13 protein-coding genes are annotated in these 16,128 nt (G+C 67.8%); 10 read left to right on the top strand and 3 right to left on the bottom strand.

Going from position 1 to position 16,128, the window contains the following annotated elements; translation table 11 throughout:
- Positions 1 to 61 precede the first annotated feature (61 nt).
- Positions 62 to 1,096 (top strand): phosphotransferase family protein, encoded by a 1,035-nt coding sequence (locus ACTIF2_RS19275; RefSeq protein WP_439498729.1) that lies wholly within the window; start codon positions 62 to 64, stop codon positions 1,094 to 1,096.
- A gap of 12 nt (positions 1,097 to 1,108) precedes the next feature.
- Positions 1,109 to 2,380 carry an acyl-CoA dehydrogenase family protein gene (locus ACTIF2_RS19270; protein ID WP_439498728.1) on the top strand — a complete coding sequence of 424 codons (1,272 nt, stop codon included), beginning with the start codon at positions 1,109 to 1,111 and terminating at the stop codon, positions 2,378 to 2,380.
- 100 nt (positions 2,381 to 2,480) lie between these two features.
- On the opposite strand, the gene ACTIF2_RS19265 is transcribed toward ACTIF2_RS19270, so the two are convergent.
- From ACTIF2_RS19265 to ACTIF2_RS19255, 3 genes are all read right to left on the bottom strand, one after another.
- Entirely contained in the window at positions 2,481 to 3,143 is a 663-nt protein-coding gene (locus ACTIF2_RS19265) for a transglutaminase-like domain-containing protein (RefSeq protein ID WP_439498727.1), read from the bottom strand.
- An 11-nt stretch (positions 3,144 to 3,154) separates the two neighbouring features.
- Positions 3,155 to 3,940, bottom strand: a complete 786-nt coding sequence (locus ACTIF2_RS19260; protein WP_439498726.1) for an enoyl-CoA hydratase/isomerase family protein — start codon at positions 3,938 to 3,940, stop codon at positions 3,155 to 3,157.
- 157 nt (positions 3,941 to 4,097) lie between these two features.
- The gene (locus ACTIF2_RS19255; protein ID WP_439498725.1) at positions 4,098 to 5,297 is read right to left on the bottom strand and encodes a pyridoxal-phosphate-dependent aminotransferase family protein; all 1,200 of its coding nucleotides are present in this window, start codon (positions 5,295 to 5,297) and stop codon (positions 4,098 to 4,100) included.
- Positions 5,298 to 5,453: 156 nt separating this feature from the next.
- On the opposite strand from ACTIF2_RS19255, the gene ACTIF2_RS19250 reads away from it, so the two are divergent.
- The 8 genes from ACTIF2_RS19250 to ACTIF2_RS19215 form a co-directional block, all read left to right on the top strand.
- Complete coding sequence (locus ACTIF2_RS19250) at positions 5,454 to 6,188, top strand: GntR family transcriptional regulator (protein WP_439498724.1); 735 nt, start codon at positions 5,454 to 5,456, stop codon at positions 6,186 to 6,188.
- 307 nt (positions 6,189 to 6,495) lie between these two features.
- Complete coding sequence (locus ACTIF2_RS19245) at positions 6,496 to 7,479, top strand: Bug family tripartite tricarboxylate transporter substrate binding protein (RefSeq protein ID WP_439498723.1); 984 nt, start codon at positions 6,496 to 6,498, stop codon at positions 7,477 to 7,479.
- Between the two features lie 162 nt (positions 7,480 to 7,641).
- The gene (locus ACTIF2_RS19240) at positions 7,642 to 8,139 is read left to right on the top strand and encodes a tripartite tricarboxylate transporter TctB family protein (protein WP_439498722.1); all 498 of its coding nucleotides are present in this window, start codon (positions 7,642 to 7,644) and stop codon (positions 8,137 to 8,139) included.
- 10 nt (positions 8,140 to 8,149) lie between these two features.
- A complete protein-coding gene (locus ACTIF2_RS19235; protein WP_439498721.1) occupies positions 8,150 to 9,670 on the top strand; it encodes a tripartite tricarboxylate transporter permease in 1,521 nt (506 codons plus the stop codon).
- A gap of 156 nt (positions 9,671 to 9,826) precedes the next feature.
- Entirely contained in the window at positions 9,827 to 12,748 is a 2,922-nt protein-coding gene (locus ACTIF2_RS19230; protein ID WP_439498720.1) for an FAD-binding and (Fe-S)-binding domain-containing protein, read from the top strand.
- Positions 12,749 to 12,814: 66 nt separating this feature from the next.
- Positions 12,815 to 14,146 (top strand): beta-propeller fold lactonase family protein, encoded by a 1,332-nt coding sequence (locus ACTIF2_RS19225; RefSeq protein WP_439498719.1) that lies wholly within the window; start codon positions 12,815 to 12,817, stop codon positions 14,144 to 14,146.
- A gap of 216 nt (positions 14,147 to 14,362) precedes the next feature.
- A complete protein-coding gene (locus ACTIF2_RS19220; RefSeq protein ID WP_439498718.1) occupies positions 14,363 to 15,304 on the top strand; it encodes an AEC family transporter in 942 nt (313 codons plus the stop codon).
- A gap of 127 nt (positions 15,305 to 15,431) precedes the next feature.
- Positions 15,432 to 16,128 (top strand): oxidoreductase (locus tag ACTIF2_RS19215; RefSeq protein ID WP_465248473.1); only part of this gene is annotated, 697 nt, incomplete at its 3' end.

Raw genomic sequence — 16,128 nt, 5'->3', positions numbered from 1 at the left:
TGAAAACCAGGCCGCGAGACCGCTCGTTGACCTCTGCTCCCGGCCTCACGATGATGCCGGCATGACCGCCGGCCCCGCCTCCCCCGAATTCGATTCCGCCCGGCTCGATGCCTTCCTGCGCTCCGCCCTGCCCGACCGGGTCGCTGGCGCGATGACGCTGGAGCGGATCAGCGGCGGACAGTCGAACCCGACCTTCTTCCTCTCCTATCCCGAGGCCGGCACGCGGCTCGTGCTGCGCAAGAAGCCGCCGGGGCCGCTGCTGCCTTCGGCGCATGCGGTCGACCGCGAATACCGCATCCTGAAGGCGCTCGCCGGCTCGGCCGTGCCGGTGCCCCCGGTCCTGCTGTTCCATGGGCAGGACGACGTCGTCGGCACGCCCTTCTACCTGATGGAGCGGCTCGACGGACGCGTCTTCCACGATGCGGCCCTGCCGGGGGTGACGCCGGGCGAGCGGCGGCAGATGTATTTCGCCATGGCCGAGACGCTGGCCGCGCTGCACCGCTTCGACTGGCAGGGCGCGGGCCTCGCCGATTTCGGCAAGCCGGGAAACTATTATGCCCGCCAGCTCGCGCGCTGGGGCCGGCAATGGCGCGAGACCAAAACGCGCGACATCCCCGAAATCGATCGGCTGATCGACTGGCTCACCGCGCATCTCGACGAGAGCAGCGAGACCACCATCGTCCATGGCGATTTCCGGATGGGCAACCTGATGTTCGCCCCCGACGCGCCGCGGGTGATCGCGGTTCTCGACTGGGAGCTGTCCACGCTCGGCCACCCGCTCTCGGACGTCGCCTTCTCCTGCCTGCCCTGGCATTCCGGCCCCGCGATGTACCAGGGCATCATGGGGCTCGACCGGGTGGCGCTCGGCATTCCGTCCCAGGGTGAATATCTGGCCCGGTATTGCAAGGTGGCCGGGCGCGAGACCGGGCCGGGGAGCTTCCACCTCGCCTTCTCGCTGTTCCGCTTCGCCGTCATCCTCGACGGGATCGCGGCGCGTGCGAAGGCCGGCAACGCGGCCGCAGACAACGCCATCGCCGTCGGCGAGATGGCCGAGAGCTTTGCGCGGCAGGCCGCGATCATCATCGAGAAGAGCTGAGCGGGGATCGCCATGGATTTCGCCTATTCCGACAAGGTCGAGGAACTGCGCGTCCGGCTGCAGGACTTCATGGATGCGCATGTCCAGCCGGCGGACGCGCAGTGGAAGCACGAGGTCGAGGCGGGGCGCTATCCGATGGCGCTGATCGACGGGCTCAAAGCGCGGGCCAAGGCGCAGGGCCTGTGGAACCTGTTCCTGCCGGCGCTGAAGCCGGACGAGCCGGGCACGCGGCTGAGCAATCTCGACTACGCGCCGCTCGCCGAGATCATGGGCCGGCTCTACTGGTCGTCCGAGCTGTTCAACTGCAACGCCCCCGACACCGGCAACATGGAAATCCTGCACATGTTCGCGACGCCGGAGCAGCGCGAGCGCTGGCTGGTGCCGCTGATGAAAGGCGAGATCCGCTCCTGCGTCGGCATCACCGAGCCGGGCGTCGCCTCCTCCGACCCGACCAATCTGCAGACCACGATCACGCGCGACGGCGGCGACTACGTCATCAATGGCCGCAAATGGTGGACGACCGGCGCGCTGCACCCGAACGTGAAGTTCTGCATCGTGATGGGGCTGTCGGACTTGGCGCCCGATGCCGATCCGCACAAGCGCCACTCGATGGTGATCGTGCCGATGGACACACCCGGCCTCACCGTGATGCGCAACCTGCCGCTGCTCAACCATCTCTCGCCCGAAGGCCATACCGAGACCGATTTCGACAATGTCCGGGTGCCGGCCGCCAATATCCTCGGCGAGGAAGGGGCTGGCTTCGCGCTGGCGCAAGCGCGGCTCGGGCCCGGCCGCATCCACCATTGCATGCGCACGATCGGCCAATGCGAGGTCGCGCTGGAGCTGATGGTCGAGCGCGCCCTGCAGCGAAAAGCCTTCGGCCGCAACCTCGCCGACTATGCCAATGTCCAGGACTGGATCGCCGAAGGCCGGATGGAGATCGACCAGGCGCGGCTGCTTTGCCTGCGCGCCGCCTGGATGATGGACAAGCACGGCAACAAGGCGGCGCGCACCGAGGTCTCGGCGATCAAGGTCGTCGCGACCCGGCTGCAGACCAGGATCGCCGACCGGGCGATGCAGGTCTTTGGCGCGGCGGGCCTCTCGAACGACACCCCTCTCGCCTTCATCTATAGCTGGGGCCGGGCGCTGCGTTTCATCGACGGGCCCGACGAGGTGCATCTGCGCACCGTCGCGCGCGCCGAGATCAAGAAGCGCCAGGCGAGCAACCGCAGCACCATGGACGAACAGGGCGTGCATAGGCCGCACCGGCGCGACACCGCCTGAGCCGTCGTCCTGTCTTCAGATCACGATGCGGGTCATCCCGGACGCAGCGAAGCGCAGTTCCGGGATGACGGGTTTCGGTTTCGTCGGAGCAGAACACGCTCTATCCCGCCTCTTTCTCCATGCTGCCGCGCAGGCCGCCGGGGATGCAGAGTTTCGGGTAGAGCCGCGACATCTCGCGGACCAGGAATTTCGCCGGCACGTCGAAGAAGGCGCCGTGGTCGGCGACATAGTCCATGAAGGCGCGGCCCTGGCCGTCGAAGGCCTGCAGCAATGCGTCGCCCCGGCCGTCGAAGGGCAGCGCCGCGACGCCGAGCCTGTCGCAAAGGCTGGTGTTGAAGGTCGGCGAGGCCTTCAGCCAGCGCCCGTCCAGAAACAGCTCCGTATAGCCGTGATAGGCGAAGACATTGGTGCCGACCGTCTCCAGCAGGCGCGGTGTGGCGAGGTGGTTCTTCACGTCGGCGAGGCCGACCCGCGCCGGAATGCCCACCGCCCGGCAATAGGCCGCATAGAGCGCAGCCTTGCCGACACAATAGCCGGTGCCCTCCGCGAGCACGGCGCTGGCGCGATAGGTCTCGGGCTTCAGGTAATCGCGATAGGGATCGTAGCGGATGCCGTCGCGCACCGCCTCGTAGAGAATGGAAGCCCTTTCGGCCGGATCGCCGACGCCGGAGGTCAGCAGGCGCGCCTCGGTGATCACCGTCGGGTGATCGCTGTCGACGAACTCGGCCGGGCTGGTGAAGAGAACGCGGTGGGAATCCTGCATCGAATTGACCTCTAGCGTCCGGTGAACGTCGCCGGACGCTTCTTGAGAAAGGCCGAGACGCCCTCCCTGAAATCCTCCGTCCGGGTCGAGCCGTGGAAAGCGTCGCGCTCGGCCTCGAGCTGCTCGGCCAGCGTGTTGCCGCCGGAGGCGCCGAGCAGGGCCTTGATGCGGCCATAGGCCTGGGTCGGCCCTGCGGCGAGGCGGCGCGCCAGTTGCTGCGCCTCATCCGCGACCGCATCAGCCGGAACGACGCGGTTGACGAGGCCGAGCCGCAGCGCCTCGGCGGCATCGATCGTCTCGGCGAGGAGCGCCAGTTCCTTGGCCTTCCGCAGGCCGACGAGGCGCGGCAGATGCCAGGTGCCCGAGCCGTCCGGCGTCGCGCCGATGCGGGCATAGGCCAGGGTGAACTTGGCGTTCTCGGCGGCGACGGCGAGGTCGCAGGCGAGCGCCAGGCTGAAGCCCGCTCCGGCCACCGCGCCATGTAGGCAGGCGACGCTCGGCTGCTTCAATGCGTCGAGCCGGCGCAGCCCGGCATGAAGCGGCTGGATGATCGCCTCGATCGCGGCTCCGGGATCGCCGCCGCGGGTGAATTGCGAGACATCGCCGCCGGCGCAAAAGCCCCTGCCCTCGCCCCTGATCAGGATGGCGCGGACATCGTCGCGCGCCGCGATCTCCTCGATCCGGGCCAGAAAGCTCTCGGCCATCGCCGCGTCGAAGGCATTCAGCACCTCGGGACGATTGAGGGTGAGCAGCGCGACGCCGGCTTCGACGGTGAGCAGGACGGAAGGGGCGGGCATCGGCGGGCTCCGGAGCAGTAGAGGCGCGCCGGTTCTAGCATGCGACGCCAAGAGCGTCCTTTGCGTCATTGCGAGCGCAGCGAAGCAATCCAGGGGCCTCACGCACTCCCCATAGATTGCTTCGTCGCTACGCTCCTCGCAATGACGCGAGCGGGTTCTACGCCACCGCCGCCTTCGGCGTATTGGCCTCGGCGCGCTCTTCGAGAGCCGCCATCGCCGCCTGGACGCCGCCGCTGCGATGCGGGACGCCCGCCGCCGCCAGCCCCATCTCGACGCCCGAGAGCGCGCCGATCAGGGTCAGTTCGTTGCACTCGCCGAGATGGCCGATGCGGAAGACCTTGCCCGCCACCTTGCCGAGGCCGGAGCCGAGCGAGATGTTGAACTTCTCCAGCGTCACCTTGCGATAATGGTCGGCGTCGTGGCTCGGCGGCATCAGCACCGCCGTCAGCACCGGCGAATATTCGGCCGGATTCTCGCAGAGCACCTCGAGCCCCCACGCCTTGACGGCTGTGCGGGTCGCCGCGGCAAGGCGCTGGTGACGGGCGAAGACATTATCCAGCCCCTCCTCCTGCAGCATCGCCACCGCCTCTTTCAGGCCATAGAGCAGGTTCGTCGCCGGCGTGTAGGGGAAGAAGCCGCCGGCATTGATCTTCACCATCTCCTGCCAGTCCCAGTAGGAACGCGGCATCCTGTTGGCCTTCGAGGCGGCCATCGCCTTCTCGGAGATGGCGTTGAAGCTCAGGCCGGGCGGCAGCATCAGCCCCTTCTGCGAGCCCGAGACGGTGACGTCGACCTGCCACTCGTCATGCCGGTAATCGACCGAGGCGAGCGACGAGATGGTGTCGACCATGAACAGCGCCGGATGGCCGGCCTTGTCGATCGCCTTGCGGATCTCGGCAATCCGGCTGGTCGAGCCGGTCGAGGTCTCGTTATGGACGACCATCACGGCCTTGATCTTGTGGCCGCGATCTTCCGCGAGCCTGGCCTCGATCGCGGCCGGGTCGGCGCCGCGACGCCAGTCGCCCGGAATGAACTCGACCTCGATGCCGAAGCGGGCGGCGATCTGGCGCCAGAGCGTGGCGAAATGCCCGGTCTCGGCCATCAGCACGGTGTCGCCGGGCGAGAGCGTGTTGACGATCGCCGCCTCCCAGGCGCCGGTGCCGGAAGAGGGATAGATCACCACCGGCTGGGCGGTCTTGAACACCGCCTTGGCACCGTCGAGCACTTCGCGCCCGAGCTTCGCGAACTCGGCGCTGCGATGGTCGATGACCGGCATGTCCATGGCGCGCAGGATGCGGTCCGGCACCGGGCTCGGCCCCGGAATCTGCAAGAAATGGCGGCCCTGTTGCGATGCCATCGCGGTTTCTCCTGCTGGCGGCGACAGGCTTGCGTCACGTCGCTCGAATGCTGTCGGCATTTTGCATTCATTTTTGTCTTTGGCAACATCATAGCCGCGTGCAATAATTCCTATTCCATTCTCGACAGGCGCACGCCATTCAAGTAGCCAAAAACCATGACAAGTACGGTTCTGGACAGGCCGGATAGCGAGAATTCGGGAGCGGCGGCGGCACGCCGAAGCGAGCCCGCCTCGCTGCATGACGAGCTGCTCGCGGCGCTGCGCGACTATATCGTCGAGGGCAATCTGGCCGATGGCGCGCGCGTGCCCGAGCGGCTGCTCTGCGAGCGTTTCGGGATTTCGCGCACCCCGCTGCGCGAGGCGCTCAAGGTGCTGGCGGCCGAGGGGCTGATCGACCTCCTGCCCAATCGCGGGGCGCGGGTGCGCGAGCTCAGTACCGAGGACCTGCGCGAGCTGTTCGACGTCATGGGCGGGCTCGAGGCCCTGGCCGGCCGCCTCGCCTGCGAGCGCATCACGGATGCCGAATTCGCCGAGATCGAGCGGGTCCATCACGAGATGTATCGTCACTACCTGCGCCGCGACATGCATGGCTATTTCCAGTGCAACCAGGAGATCCACCGCATGATCGTCGCGGCCGCCGGCAACGCGACGCTCAGCACGGCCTATGCCAGCTTCGCCGGCCGGATCCGCCGCGTGCGCTACTCGGCCAATCTCGACAAGGAGCGCGACCGCTGGGGCGAGGCGATGCGCGAGCACGAGGCGATCCTCGACGCATTGCGGCGCCGCGCCGGCAACGAGCTCAGCGACATCATGTTCCAGCACCTGCGCAACAAGCGCAAAGCCGCGCAGCATCTCGGCGCGCAGGCCGCGGACGAGGAAAGCTCGGCCTGAAGCCCCCTCCTTCCCTTCTCCCCTTGCGGGAGAAGGTGGCGCGCAGCGCCGGATGAGGGGTCGCGCCACCTTATCCGCTGGCCTTCGTGCATAGTCTGACAATGGAGACCGCGCGCGACCCCTCATCCGTCTCGGCTTCGCCGATCCACCTTCTCCCGCAAGGGGAGAAGGGAAGAGCTGCGCTGCATCGCAGCAATTCCGCCTTCAATCCATGTAGTTTCATTTTTCGGATTGAATGCAAAATTTTTTGGTTTTAGGCTTGCCCTGACGGCGCCGACAGAGCGCGATACAGGGAGGCTCGACCATCATGAAGCAGCATTGGCTCGCCGCATGCGCGGCTCTCGTCACCGGCGCGTCGCCGGCCCTGGCCTGGGAGCCGACCAAGGCGATCGAGATCGTCGTGCCCTTCTCCGCAGGCGGCGCCTCGGACCAGATGGCGCGGACGATGCAGGGCATCATCCAGAAGTACAACCTGACCTCGCAGCCGATCATCGTCGTCAACAAGGCGGCGGCCGGCGGTGCCGAGGGCATGCTCGACATCCAGAAATCCTCCGGCGACGCGCATAAGCTGATCACCACCTCGAGCGGCGTCTTCATGACGCCGATGGCGACGAAGCTGCCGCTGAACTGGAAGGACTACACGCCCGTCGCGATGATGGCGCAGGATTCCTTCGTGCTCTGGGTCAACGCCAAGGCGCCGTACCAGAATGCCGGCGACTTCATGACAGCGGCCAAGGCGGCGAACCCGCCGCTCAAGGTCGGCGGCACCTCCTCGAAGCGCGAGGACAACCTGATCGTCTTCGCGATGGAGAAGGCCGGCGGCACCAAGTTCGCCTTCATCCCGCACACCAGCGGCGGCCAGACCTCGACCCAGCTCTCGGGCAACCATATCGACGCCAGCACCAACAACCCGGCCGAGGATGTCGCCAACTGGCGCGGCGGCGCGACCCGGCCGCTCTGCGTCTTCTCCGAGCAGAAGATGAGCTACACGGAGAAGGTCGCGGACGGGAAATCCTGGGCTGACATCCCGACCTGCGCCTCGCAGGGGCTCGATGTCAGCTACCAGATGCTGCGCGGCATGTTCATGCCCGGCAAGGTCACCAAGGATCAGCAGGCCTTCTACGTCGCCATGTTCAAGAAGGTCTCCGAGACGCCGGAGTGGAAGGACTATCTCGCGCGCAGCGCGCTGGTGCCCGACTACCGCGACGGCGACGCCTTCGTGAAGTTCCTCACCGAGGACGAGCAGAAGCACGCCAAGCTGATGGGCGACGCCGGCTTCATGGCGAAGTGAAGAGCTGAACGTGCGCCGCTTCGCTGTGCCCGGCCACGCCGTCATCCCGGCCGGAGCGCAGCGGAGCGCCGGGATCCATCATAGAGCTCCGGAGCCTTGCGATGGATCCCGGAGCTGCGCCGCTTCGCGGCTTGTCCGGGATGACGCCGAGGGAGACCGATAATGTCGAACCCGACCGAAGCAGAAACGCCGCGCGGCCTCTCCCGCCGCCCCGTCGAGCTGGCGACCGCGCTCGTCCTGATCGGGCTCGCCTTCGTCGTGCTCTATGATTCCTATGGCCGCGGCGCCGGCTGGGACAACGGCCCGCAGAACGGCTTCTTCCCGGCCCGCGTCGGCTGGCTCTTCCTCGCCGCCTCGGCCTTCATCCTGTTCCAGTCCTTCCGCTCCGAGAACAGCGTCTTCGTCACCTGGGAGCAGCTCGGCCAGGTCATGCGCGTGCTCGGGCCGCTGGTGCTGTTCGTGGCGCTGATCCAGCCGCTCGGGCTCTATGTCGCCTCGGCGATCTTCATTCTCGTCTTCATGGCGGTGGTCGCCACCTCGCGCTGGTGGTGCATCCTGCTCACGGCGGTCCTGGTGCCGATCGTCTGTTTCTGGATCTTCGAGATGCAGTTCCGCGTGCCCCTGCCAAAGGGCCCGCTCGAAGCCGCGCTCGGCTACTGAGGTTTGGCGGATGGACGATTTCTCCTCGCTGCTCGCCGGCTTCCAGGTCGCGCTGTCCTGGCACAATATCGGTTTCATGGTGATCGGCGTGGTGCTCGGCATCATCGTCGGCGTCCTGCCGGGCCTGGGTGGTCCCAACGGCGTCGCGATCCTGCTGCCGCTGACCTTCGGCATGGACCCGACCTCGGCGATCATCCTGCTCTCCTCGATCTACTGGGGCGCGCTGTTCGGCGGCGCCATCACCTCGATCCTGTTCAACATTCCGGGCGAGGCCTGGTCGGTGGCGACGACCTTCGACGGCTATCCGATGGCGGTGCAGGGCAAGGCGGCCGAAGCGCTGACCGCGGCCTTCACCGGCTCCTTCATCGGGGCGCTGTCGGGCGTCGTGCTGATCACCTTCGTGGCGCCGCTCGTCGCCGAGTTCGCGCTCAAATTCGGGCCGGCGGAGTTCTTCGCGGTCTTCCTGCTGACCTTCTGCTCCTTCATCGGCATGGGCCGCGAGAACCGCACAAAAATCCTGGCATCGCTCTGCATCGGCTTCCTGCTCGCCGCGGTCGGGCTCGATTCGATCTCGGGCGACCTGCGCATGACCTTCGGCTCGACAGAGCTGATGCGCGGCTTCGACTTCCTGATCGTGGTCATCGGCCTGTTCGGCGTCAGCGAGATCCTGCTCACCGTCGAGGAAGGGCTGGTCTTCAAGGGCAAGCAGGCGCGGATCGACCTGATGGTCGTGCTGCGGACCTGGGCCGGGCTGCCGCGCTACTGGCTGACGCTCGCCCGCTCGGCCGTGGTCGGGATGTGGCTCGGCGTGACGCCGGGCGGCGCGATCGCCGCGTCCTTCATGGGCTATGGCCTCGCCAAGCGCTTCTCGAAGCGCGGCGCCAATTTCGGCAAGGGCGAGATCGAGGGCGTGCTGGCGCCCGAGACCGCGGCGCATGCGGCCGGCACCAGCGCGCTCCTGCCGATGCTCTCGCTCGGCATCCCGGGCTCGGCCACAGCCGCGGTCCTGCTCGGCGGCCTGCTGGTCTGGGGGCTGCAGCCCGGACCGATGCTCTTCGTCGAGCAGAAGGATTTCGTCTGGGGGCTGATCGCCTCGATGTATCTCGGCAATCTCGCCGGCTTGATCATCGTGCTCGCGACGGTGCCGCTCTTCGCGGCGATCATGCGCATCCCCTTCTCCTATGTCGCGCCGGTCATCCTGATCGTCTGCGCGATCGGCGCCTACACGATCTCGAACTCGATCTTCGACATCTGGCTGATGCTGATCTTCGGCGTCATCGGCTATGTCTTCAAGAAGCTCGACTATCCGCTGGCGCCGCTGGTGCTGGCGCTGGTGCTGGGCGACCGGGCGGAGGATGCCTTCCGCCAGGCGCTGCTCGGCTCGGGCGGCAGCCTCAACGTCTTCTTCGCCAACGGCCTCGTCACGACGCTGGTCGCGCTCGCGATGATCCTGCTGTTCTGGGGGCCGGTCTCGGACCTGATCGGGTTCGCGCGGGGTCGCGGGCGGGCCGAGGCGAGGCCCGCGGAGTAAGATGCCAACCCAACCACCACGCCGTCATCCCGGACAAGCGGCGAAGCCGCGCAGCTCCGGGATCCATCGTAGAGCGCAACGCCTTACGATGGATCCCGGCGCTCCGCTTCGCTACGGCCGGGATGACGGCTCAAGTTTGGACTGGCTCGTAAAACAATGACCCATGCCGCCCCCCTGAGCAGACAGGGCTCGCGCAATCTCGGTCTCGAACGGCGCCTGATGCAGGCGCTCAAGGGCGAGGTGCGCTTCGACGCCTTCACGCGCGGGCGCTACGCCACCGACGCCTCGATCTACCAGATCATCCCGCAGGGCGTCGCCTTCCCGAAGAGCGAGGCCGACATCGCCGCGGCGCTCACGATCGCGGCCGAGCACGGCGTACCGGTGATCGCGCGCGGCGGCGGCACCTCGCAGAACGGCCAGCCGATCGGCGACGCGCTGATCCTCGACATGAGCCGGCATTTCAACGCGATCCGCGACTACGATCCGGCGGCACGCACGGTCTCGGTGGCTCCCGGCATCGTGCTGGAGCAGCTCAATGCGCATGTGAAGAAGGATGGGCTGTTCTTCCCCGTAGAGCCCTCGACCGCGAGCCGCTGCACCATCGGCGGCATGGCCGGCAACAACTCGTCGGGCGCGCGCTCGCTGCGCTACGGCAAGATGGTCGACAACGTGCTGGCGCTCCGCGCCCAGTTCCATGACGGCGAGGCTTTTGCGCTCGGCGACATGCCGGTCGGCGACAATGAATCGATCCGTGCGCGGGACCTGATGACGCGCATGCTGGCGCTGGCCGGTCGCCATCGCGACGAGATCGAGCGCATCTTCCCCAAGGTGCAGCGCCGGGTCGGCGGCTACAATCTCGACGAGCTTCTGCCCGCGCAGCCCAATCTCTCGCATCTCCTGGTCGGCTCGGAAGGCACGCTCGCGATCACCACGCAGGCGACGCTCAAGCTTTCGACCTTGCCGACGCATCGCGTCATGGGCGTCTGCCATTTCCCGAGCTTTCGCGCCGCGATGGAGACGACGCAGCATATCGTGGCGCTGGGTCCGGTCGCGGTCGAGCTCGTCGACAACAATGTGCTGGTGCTCGGCGCCGACATCCCGCTCTTCGTGCGAACGCTCGCCGACATCACCAAGGGCCAGCCGAATTGCCTGCTTCTGGTCGAGTTCGCCGGCGACGATCTCGACGCGCTGAAGCGCGACCTGAAGCGGCTCGACCAGTGCATGGCCGATCACGGCTTCCCGGACGCCGTCGTCGAGGTCGTCGAGCCGGCCCGCCAGAAGCCGGTCTGGGAGGTGCGCGAGGCCTGCCTCAACATCATGATGTCGATGAAGGGCGACGGAAAGCCGGTCTCCTTCATCGAGGATTGCGCCGTCCCGCTCGACCGCCTCGCCGATTATACCGACGCGGTGACCGAGCTTTTCGCGCAGCATGGCACGCGCGGCACATGGTATGCGCATGCCTCGGTCGGCTGCCTGCATGTCCGCCCGATCCTGAACATGAAGGACGAGGCCGGGGTGAAGGCGATGCGCGGCATCGCGGAAGCCGCCTGCGATCTCGTCCGCCAGTTCAAGGGCTCCTATTCCGGCGAGCATGGCGACGGCATCTCGCGCTCGGAATTCGTCGAGCCGATGTTCGGCGGCCCGCTGACGCGCGCCTTCGAGGAGGTGAAGGACGGGTTCGATCCGGAGAACCGGCTCAACCCCGGCAAGATCGTGCGCCCCTTGCGGATGGACGACCGCTCGCTGATGCGCTTCCCGCCGGGCTATGCGACGCCGATCCCGGCCGAGACCGCGCTCGACTGGTCGGACTGGGGCGGGCTCGGCGGCGCGGTCGAGATGTGCAACAACAACGGCACCTGCCGAAAAATGTCCGGCGGCACGATGTGCCCGTCCTATCGCGCCACCAGGGACGAGCAGCATGTGACGCGCGGGCGGGCGAACAGCCTGCGCCTCGCCATTTCCGGCCAGCTCGGCCCGGACGCCTTCACCTCGCCGGAGATGAAGGAGACGCTCGATCTCTGCGTCTCCTGCAAGGGCTGCAAGCGCGACTGCCCGACCGGCGTCGACATGGCGCGGATGAAGATCGAGTTCCTGCACCACTATCACGCCAAGCACGGGCTGCCGCTGAAGGATCGGCTGATCGCCTTCCTGCCGCGCTATGCGCCCTGGGCGGCCCGGCTCGCGCCGGTGATGAACCTGCGCGACCGCATTCCTGTCCTGGCGAAACTGTCGGAGCGCCTACTCGGCTTCAGCGCGCGGCGCTCGCTGCCGGTCTGGCGCAGGCCCTGGGCGCAAACGGGCAAGGCCGCGACCGCAGCCGATGTGCAAGGCGACGGGCGCGACATCGTGCTCTTCGGCGACACCTTCAACCGCTATTACGAGCGCGAGAACCTGGAAGCCGCCGAGCGCGTGCTTCAGGCCGGCGGCTACCGAATCCACAAGGTCGAGCCGCAGGATGGCGGCCGGCCGCTCTGCTGCGGCCGCACCTTCCTCTCGGCCGGCCTCGTCGATGAGGCGCGCAAGGAAGCACGGCGCACGCTCGAGACGCTCTCCCCCTTCATCACCAGGGGCGCCCGCATCGTCGGGCTCGAACCCTCCTGCCTGCTGACCTTCCGCGACGAATTCGGCGCGATCCTGCCGAAAGATGAGGCCGAGCCCGCCGCCAAGGCCGCCTTCCTGCTGGAAGAGCTGCTCGCCGCCGACATCAAGGCGGGCACCACGACCTTGCCGCTGAAGGACCAGGCCGGGCGCGTCGCGCATCTGCACGGCCATTGCCACCAGAAGGCTTTCGCGGCGATGGGCGCGGTCGAGGCGACCTTGCGTGCGGTGCCGGGGCTCGACGTGAAACCGATCGAATCGAGCTGCTGCGGCATGTCCGGCGCCTTCGGCTATGGCGCCGGGACCATGGACGTCTCGCTCGCCATGGCCGAGCTCTCGCTCTTGCCGGCGGTGCGCAAGGCGGGCCCGGACGACCTCGTCGTCGCCGACGGCACGAGCTGCCGCCACCAGATCCATGACGGCGCCGGGCGCGAGGCGCTGCATGTCGCGCGCGTGCTCGACATGGCGCTCGAGCGCTGAGCGGGAGAACGCGCGAAACGCCAAATCACAGGCCCGGGCCACGGGCTAGCCGAAGGAGGACGGACCATGCGACGGACGATGCTTCTGACTGGCGCGGCGCTCTTTGCCGCCGGAGGAACCGGAGAGGCGATGGCGAAGGACTATTTCCTCGCGAGCGGGCGCTGGGACAATGTCGTGCTGGTGATCGACCTCGAAAAGGCGATCGATCCCGCCAATGACGGCACGCCGAAAGCCGTGATCAACCGGCTGCGGGTGACGCCCGACATCGAGGTCGACGGCAAGACCGTGGCCTCCAGCGGCCAGCCGATCATCGTCACCATCGCGCCGGACTATAAGCGCGCCTATGTGGTCAACCATTCCGGCAAGTCGAAGCCGGCCGACGCCGCCGCCTTCCAGCACGGCCATCCCGGCTCGGTCACCATCGTCGACCTGGGCAGGGCGCTCGATCCCAAGGCCGACGGCACGCTGTCGGCCGTCGCCGGCTATATCGATTCCGAAGGGTTTGGCGCGACCGGCTTCGCGATCTCGCCCGACGGCAAGCATGCGGCGCTCGCCCATGCCGAGCAGAAGGGCGACGAGGATGGCGGCCGCCACATCAACATCGTCGACCTCGCCACCGGCAAGGTGATCCACAAGGTCGAGCAGGCCTATGGCAAGCCCGGCTTCCCCTGCCCGCCCGATCCGGTGCCGCATGCCGCGCCCGATCCGAAATTCGGCTGCTTCCCCGACACCAATGGCGTGACGATCAGCCCGCTCGGCGGCGGCACGATCTTCACCGCCAATGGCGGCACCGACGACATCTCGGTGATCGACCTGAAGAAGGCGGTCACTGGTGCGCCCGATGCCGAGCGCGCCCGGATCCCGGTCCAGGCCGGCGGCTTCGGCATCTCGACCAGCCCCGACGGCAAGCTGGTGGCCCACGCCTCGCGCGAAAATGCCCGCGACGGCAAGGAGGCCAATACGATCTCGATCGTCGATGTCGAAAAGGCGCTCTCCGATCCGAGCAAGGCCGAGGTCGCGCGCGTGCTCGTCGGCACCGACGACAAAAGCGTGGCGACGCGGCCCTTCGTCGCCGCCTTCCTGCCGGACGGCAAGCGCATCCTCTCCACCCATTTCCGCTCGAACAATATCGACATTGTCGATGTCGAGAAGGCGATCGCCGGCCAGCCGGCGACGATCAAGCGCATCGAGCTGAAGACGCCGGGCGGCGAGCCCTCCCGGCCGCGCGGCGTCGCGATCACGCCGGACGGGAAATACGCCGCGATCACCGGCGCGCCGAAGGGCAAGTCGAATTCCAGCGTGGTCTGGATCATCGACCTCGCCAGCTACGAGGTGAGGGGCCGCGTCACCGAGATCGGCAACGAAAGCTACATGATCGGCGCCTTCCAGGCGAACTGACCTGCATTCGCGGCGGAGGTCTGTGCGCCGGGCGGCGTGGCCAGTGCAACACCGGGAAGGCTAGGGTGCCGACAACCGCGCGTCATCCCGGGCAAGCGAAGCGCAGACCCGGGATCCATGCCGGAGCGCCCGTCAGTGGTGTTCTGGCATGGATCCCGGGTCTCCTTTCAGTCGCCCGGGATGACACGCAACGTCTCGAATCGTCAGCGTCATCCCATGCTTCAGTTCCTTGCGACCAGCACGCCGTTCTTCGCGGTGATCGCGCTCGGCGCGCTGGTCTCCGGCCGCTCGCTGTTCGGTCCCGAGGCGGTCAGGGTGCTCAACACCTTCGCCTTCATGATCGCGACGCCGGCGATGGTGCTCAGGGTGATGTCGCGCCAGCCGATCGCGGAGCTCTGGAACACCACCTTCTTCCTCGCGCTCGCCGCCATCGGCGTGGCGATCATGGCCGTCGGCATCCTCATCGGCACGCGCCTGCGCGCCCTGCCTTTCCCGAACGCCGTCTCGCGCGGGCAAAGCCTGGTCGGCGGCAATTTCGCCTTTCTCGGCATCCCGCTGATGCTCGCCTTCCTCGGCGAGCGCGCGGCCGCCCCGATCGCCATCGGCCTGATCTGCGACACCGCCCTGATCATTCCGCTCGCGATCGGCCTGATCGAGGCCGGGCGCGGCAAGGGCTCGGCCCTCGGCATCGCCGGGCGGCTGCTGCGCGGCACGATCCTCAACCCCTTCATGCTGTCGATCGCCGCCGGCATCGCGCTCTCGGTCAGCGGCGTCGCGATCCCGGAGCCGGTCGACCGCTTCCTGAGCTTCCTCGGCAATGCCGCGGCGCCGGTCGGGGTCTTCGCGCTCGGCCTGGCGGCGCGGCAATGGAGCGGCGGCGGCGAGCGGCTCCCGGTGCTGCAGATCGCGCCACTGGTGCTGGGCAAGCTCGTGCTGCACCCGCTGATCACCTGGGCGGTGCTGGCGCTGGTGCTGCGGCTCGACCCGTTCTGGGTCACGGCCGGCGTGCTCTATGCGGCGCTGCCGATCGCCGCCAATGTCTTCGTCATTTCCGAGCGTTTCGAGACCGACAGCCGGCCGATCGCGGCCGCGATCGTGGCCTCGACGGCGCTCGCCGCGCTGACCTTCCCCTTCGCGCTCTGGCTGATCTCGGGCTGAGCGAGGCATGCAGGCGGCCGGACGAGGGGCCGGCCTGCGCCAGGCCTCATAGCCAGGCAGGCATGCCGGCGTCTAGAAACGCAGCCGAAGCCGCCCGTGCGGCATGACGCCATTGCCGGAGCCCTCGATGACCAGCCAGCTCTTCAGCCCCTACAAGCTCGGCGGGCTCGATCTCGCCAACCGCATCGTCATCGCCCCGATGTGCCAGTATTCGGCGCAGGACGGCCGCGCCACCGACTGGCACACCATCCATCTCGGCCATCTCGCCTTCTCGGGCGCGGCGCTGCTCTTCATCGAGGCGACGGCGGTGTCGCCCGAGGGCCGTATCAGCCCGCAGGATCTCGGCCTGTGGTCGGGCGAGACCGAGGCCGCGCTGGCGAAGACGCTCGCCGCCGTGCGCGCCCATTCCGACATGAAGATCGGCATCCAGCTCGGCCATGCCGGGCGCAAGGCTTCGGTCGCTGCGCCCTGGCAGGGCAGCGGCCAGGTCGGGCTCGACGAGGGCGGCTGGCAGACGCTCGCCCCCTCCGCCCTGCCCTTCGGCAATCACAAGCGGGCTCCGACCGCGCTCGACGCGGCCGGCCTCGCGAAACTGCGCGCGGATTTCGTCGCCTCGGCCGAACGCGCGGTGCGGCTCGGCCTGGAGGCGATCGAGCTCCACGCGGCGCATGGCTATCTGCTGCACCAGTTCCTCTCGCCGCTCTCCAACCGTCGCGAGGACGCCTATGGCGGCTCGCTGGAGAACCGGATGCGGCTGCCGCTCGAGATCCTTGAAGCGGTGCGCGCGGTGGTGCCGGCCGGGCTCCCGGTCGGCTTCCGCGTCT

The organism is Allobosea sp., assembly GCF_051860145.1.
Taxonomy (GTDB): Bacteria; Pseudomonadota; Alphaproteobacteria; order Rhizobiales; family Beijerinckiaceae; genus Allobosea.
The sequence above is the reverse complement of the archived record's forward strand: the minus strand, read 5'-3'. Positions and strand labels throughout refer to the sequence as shown.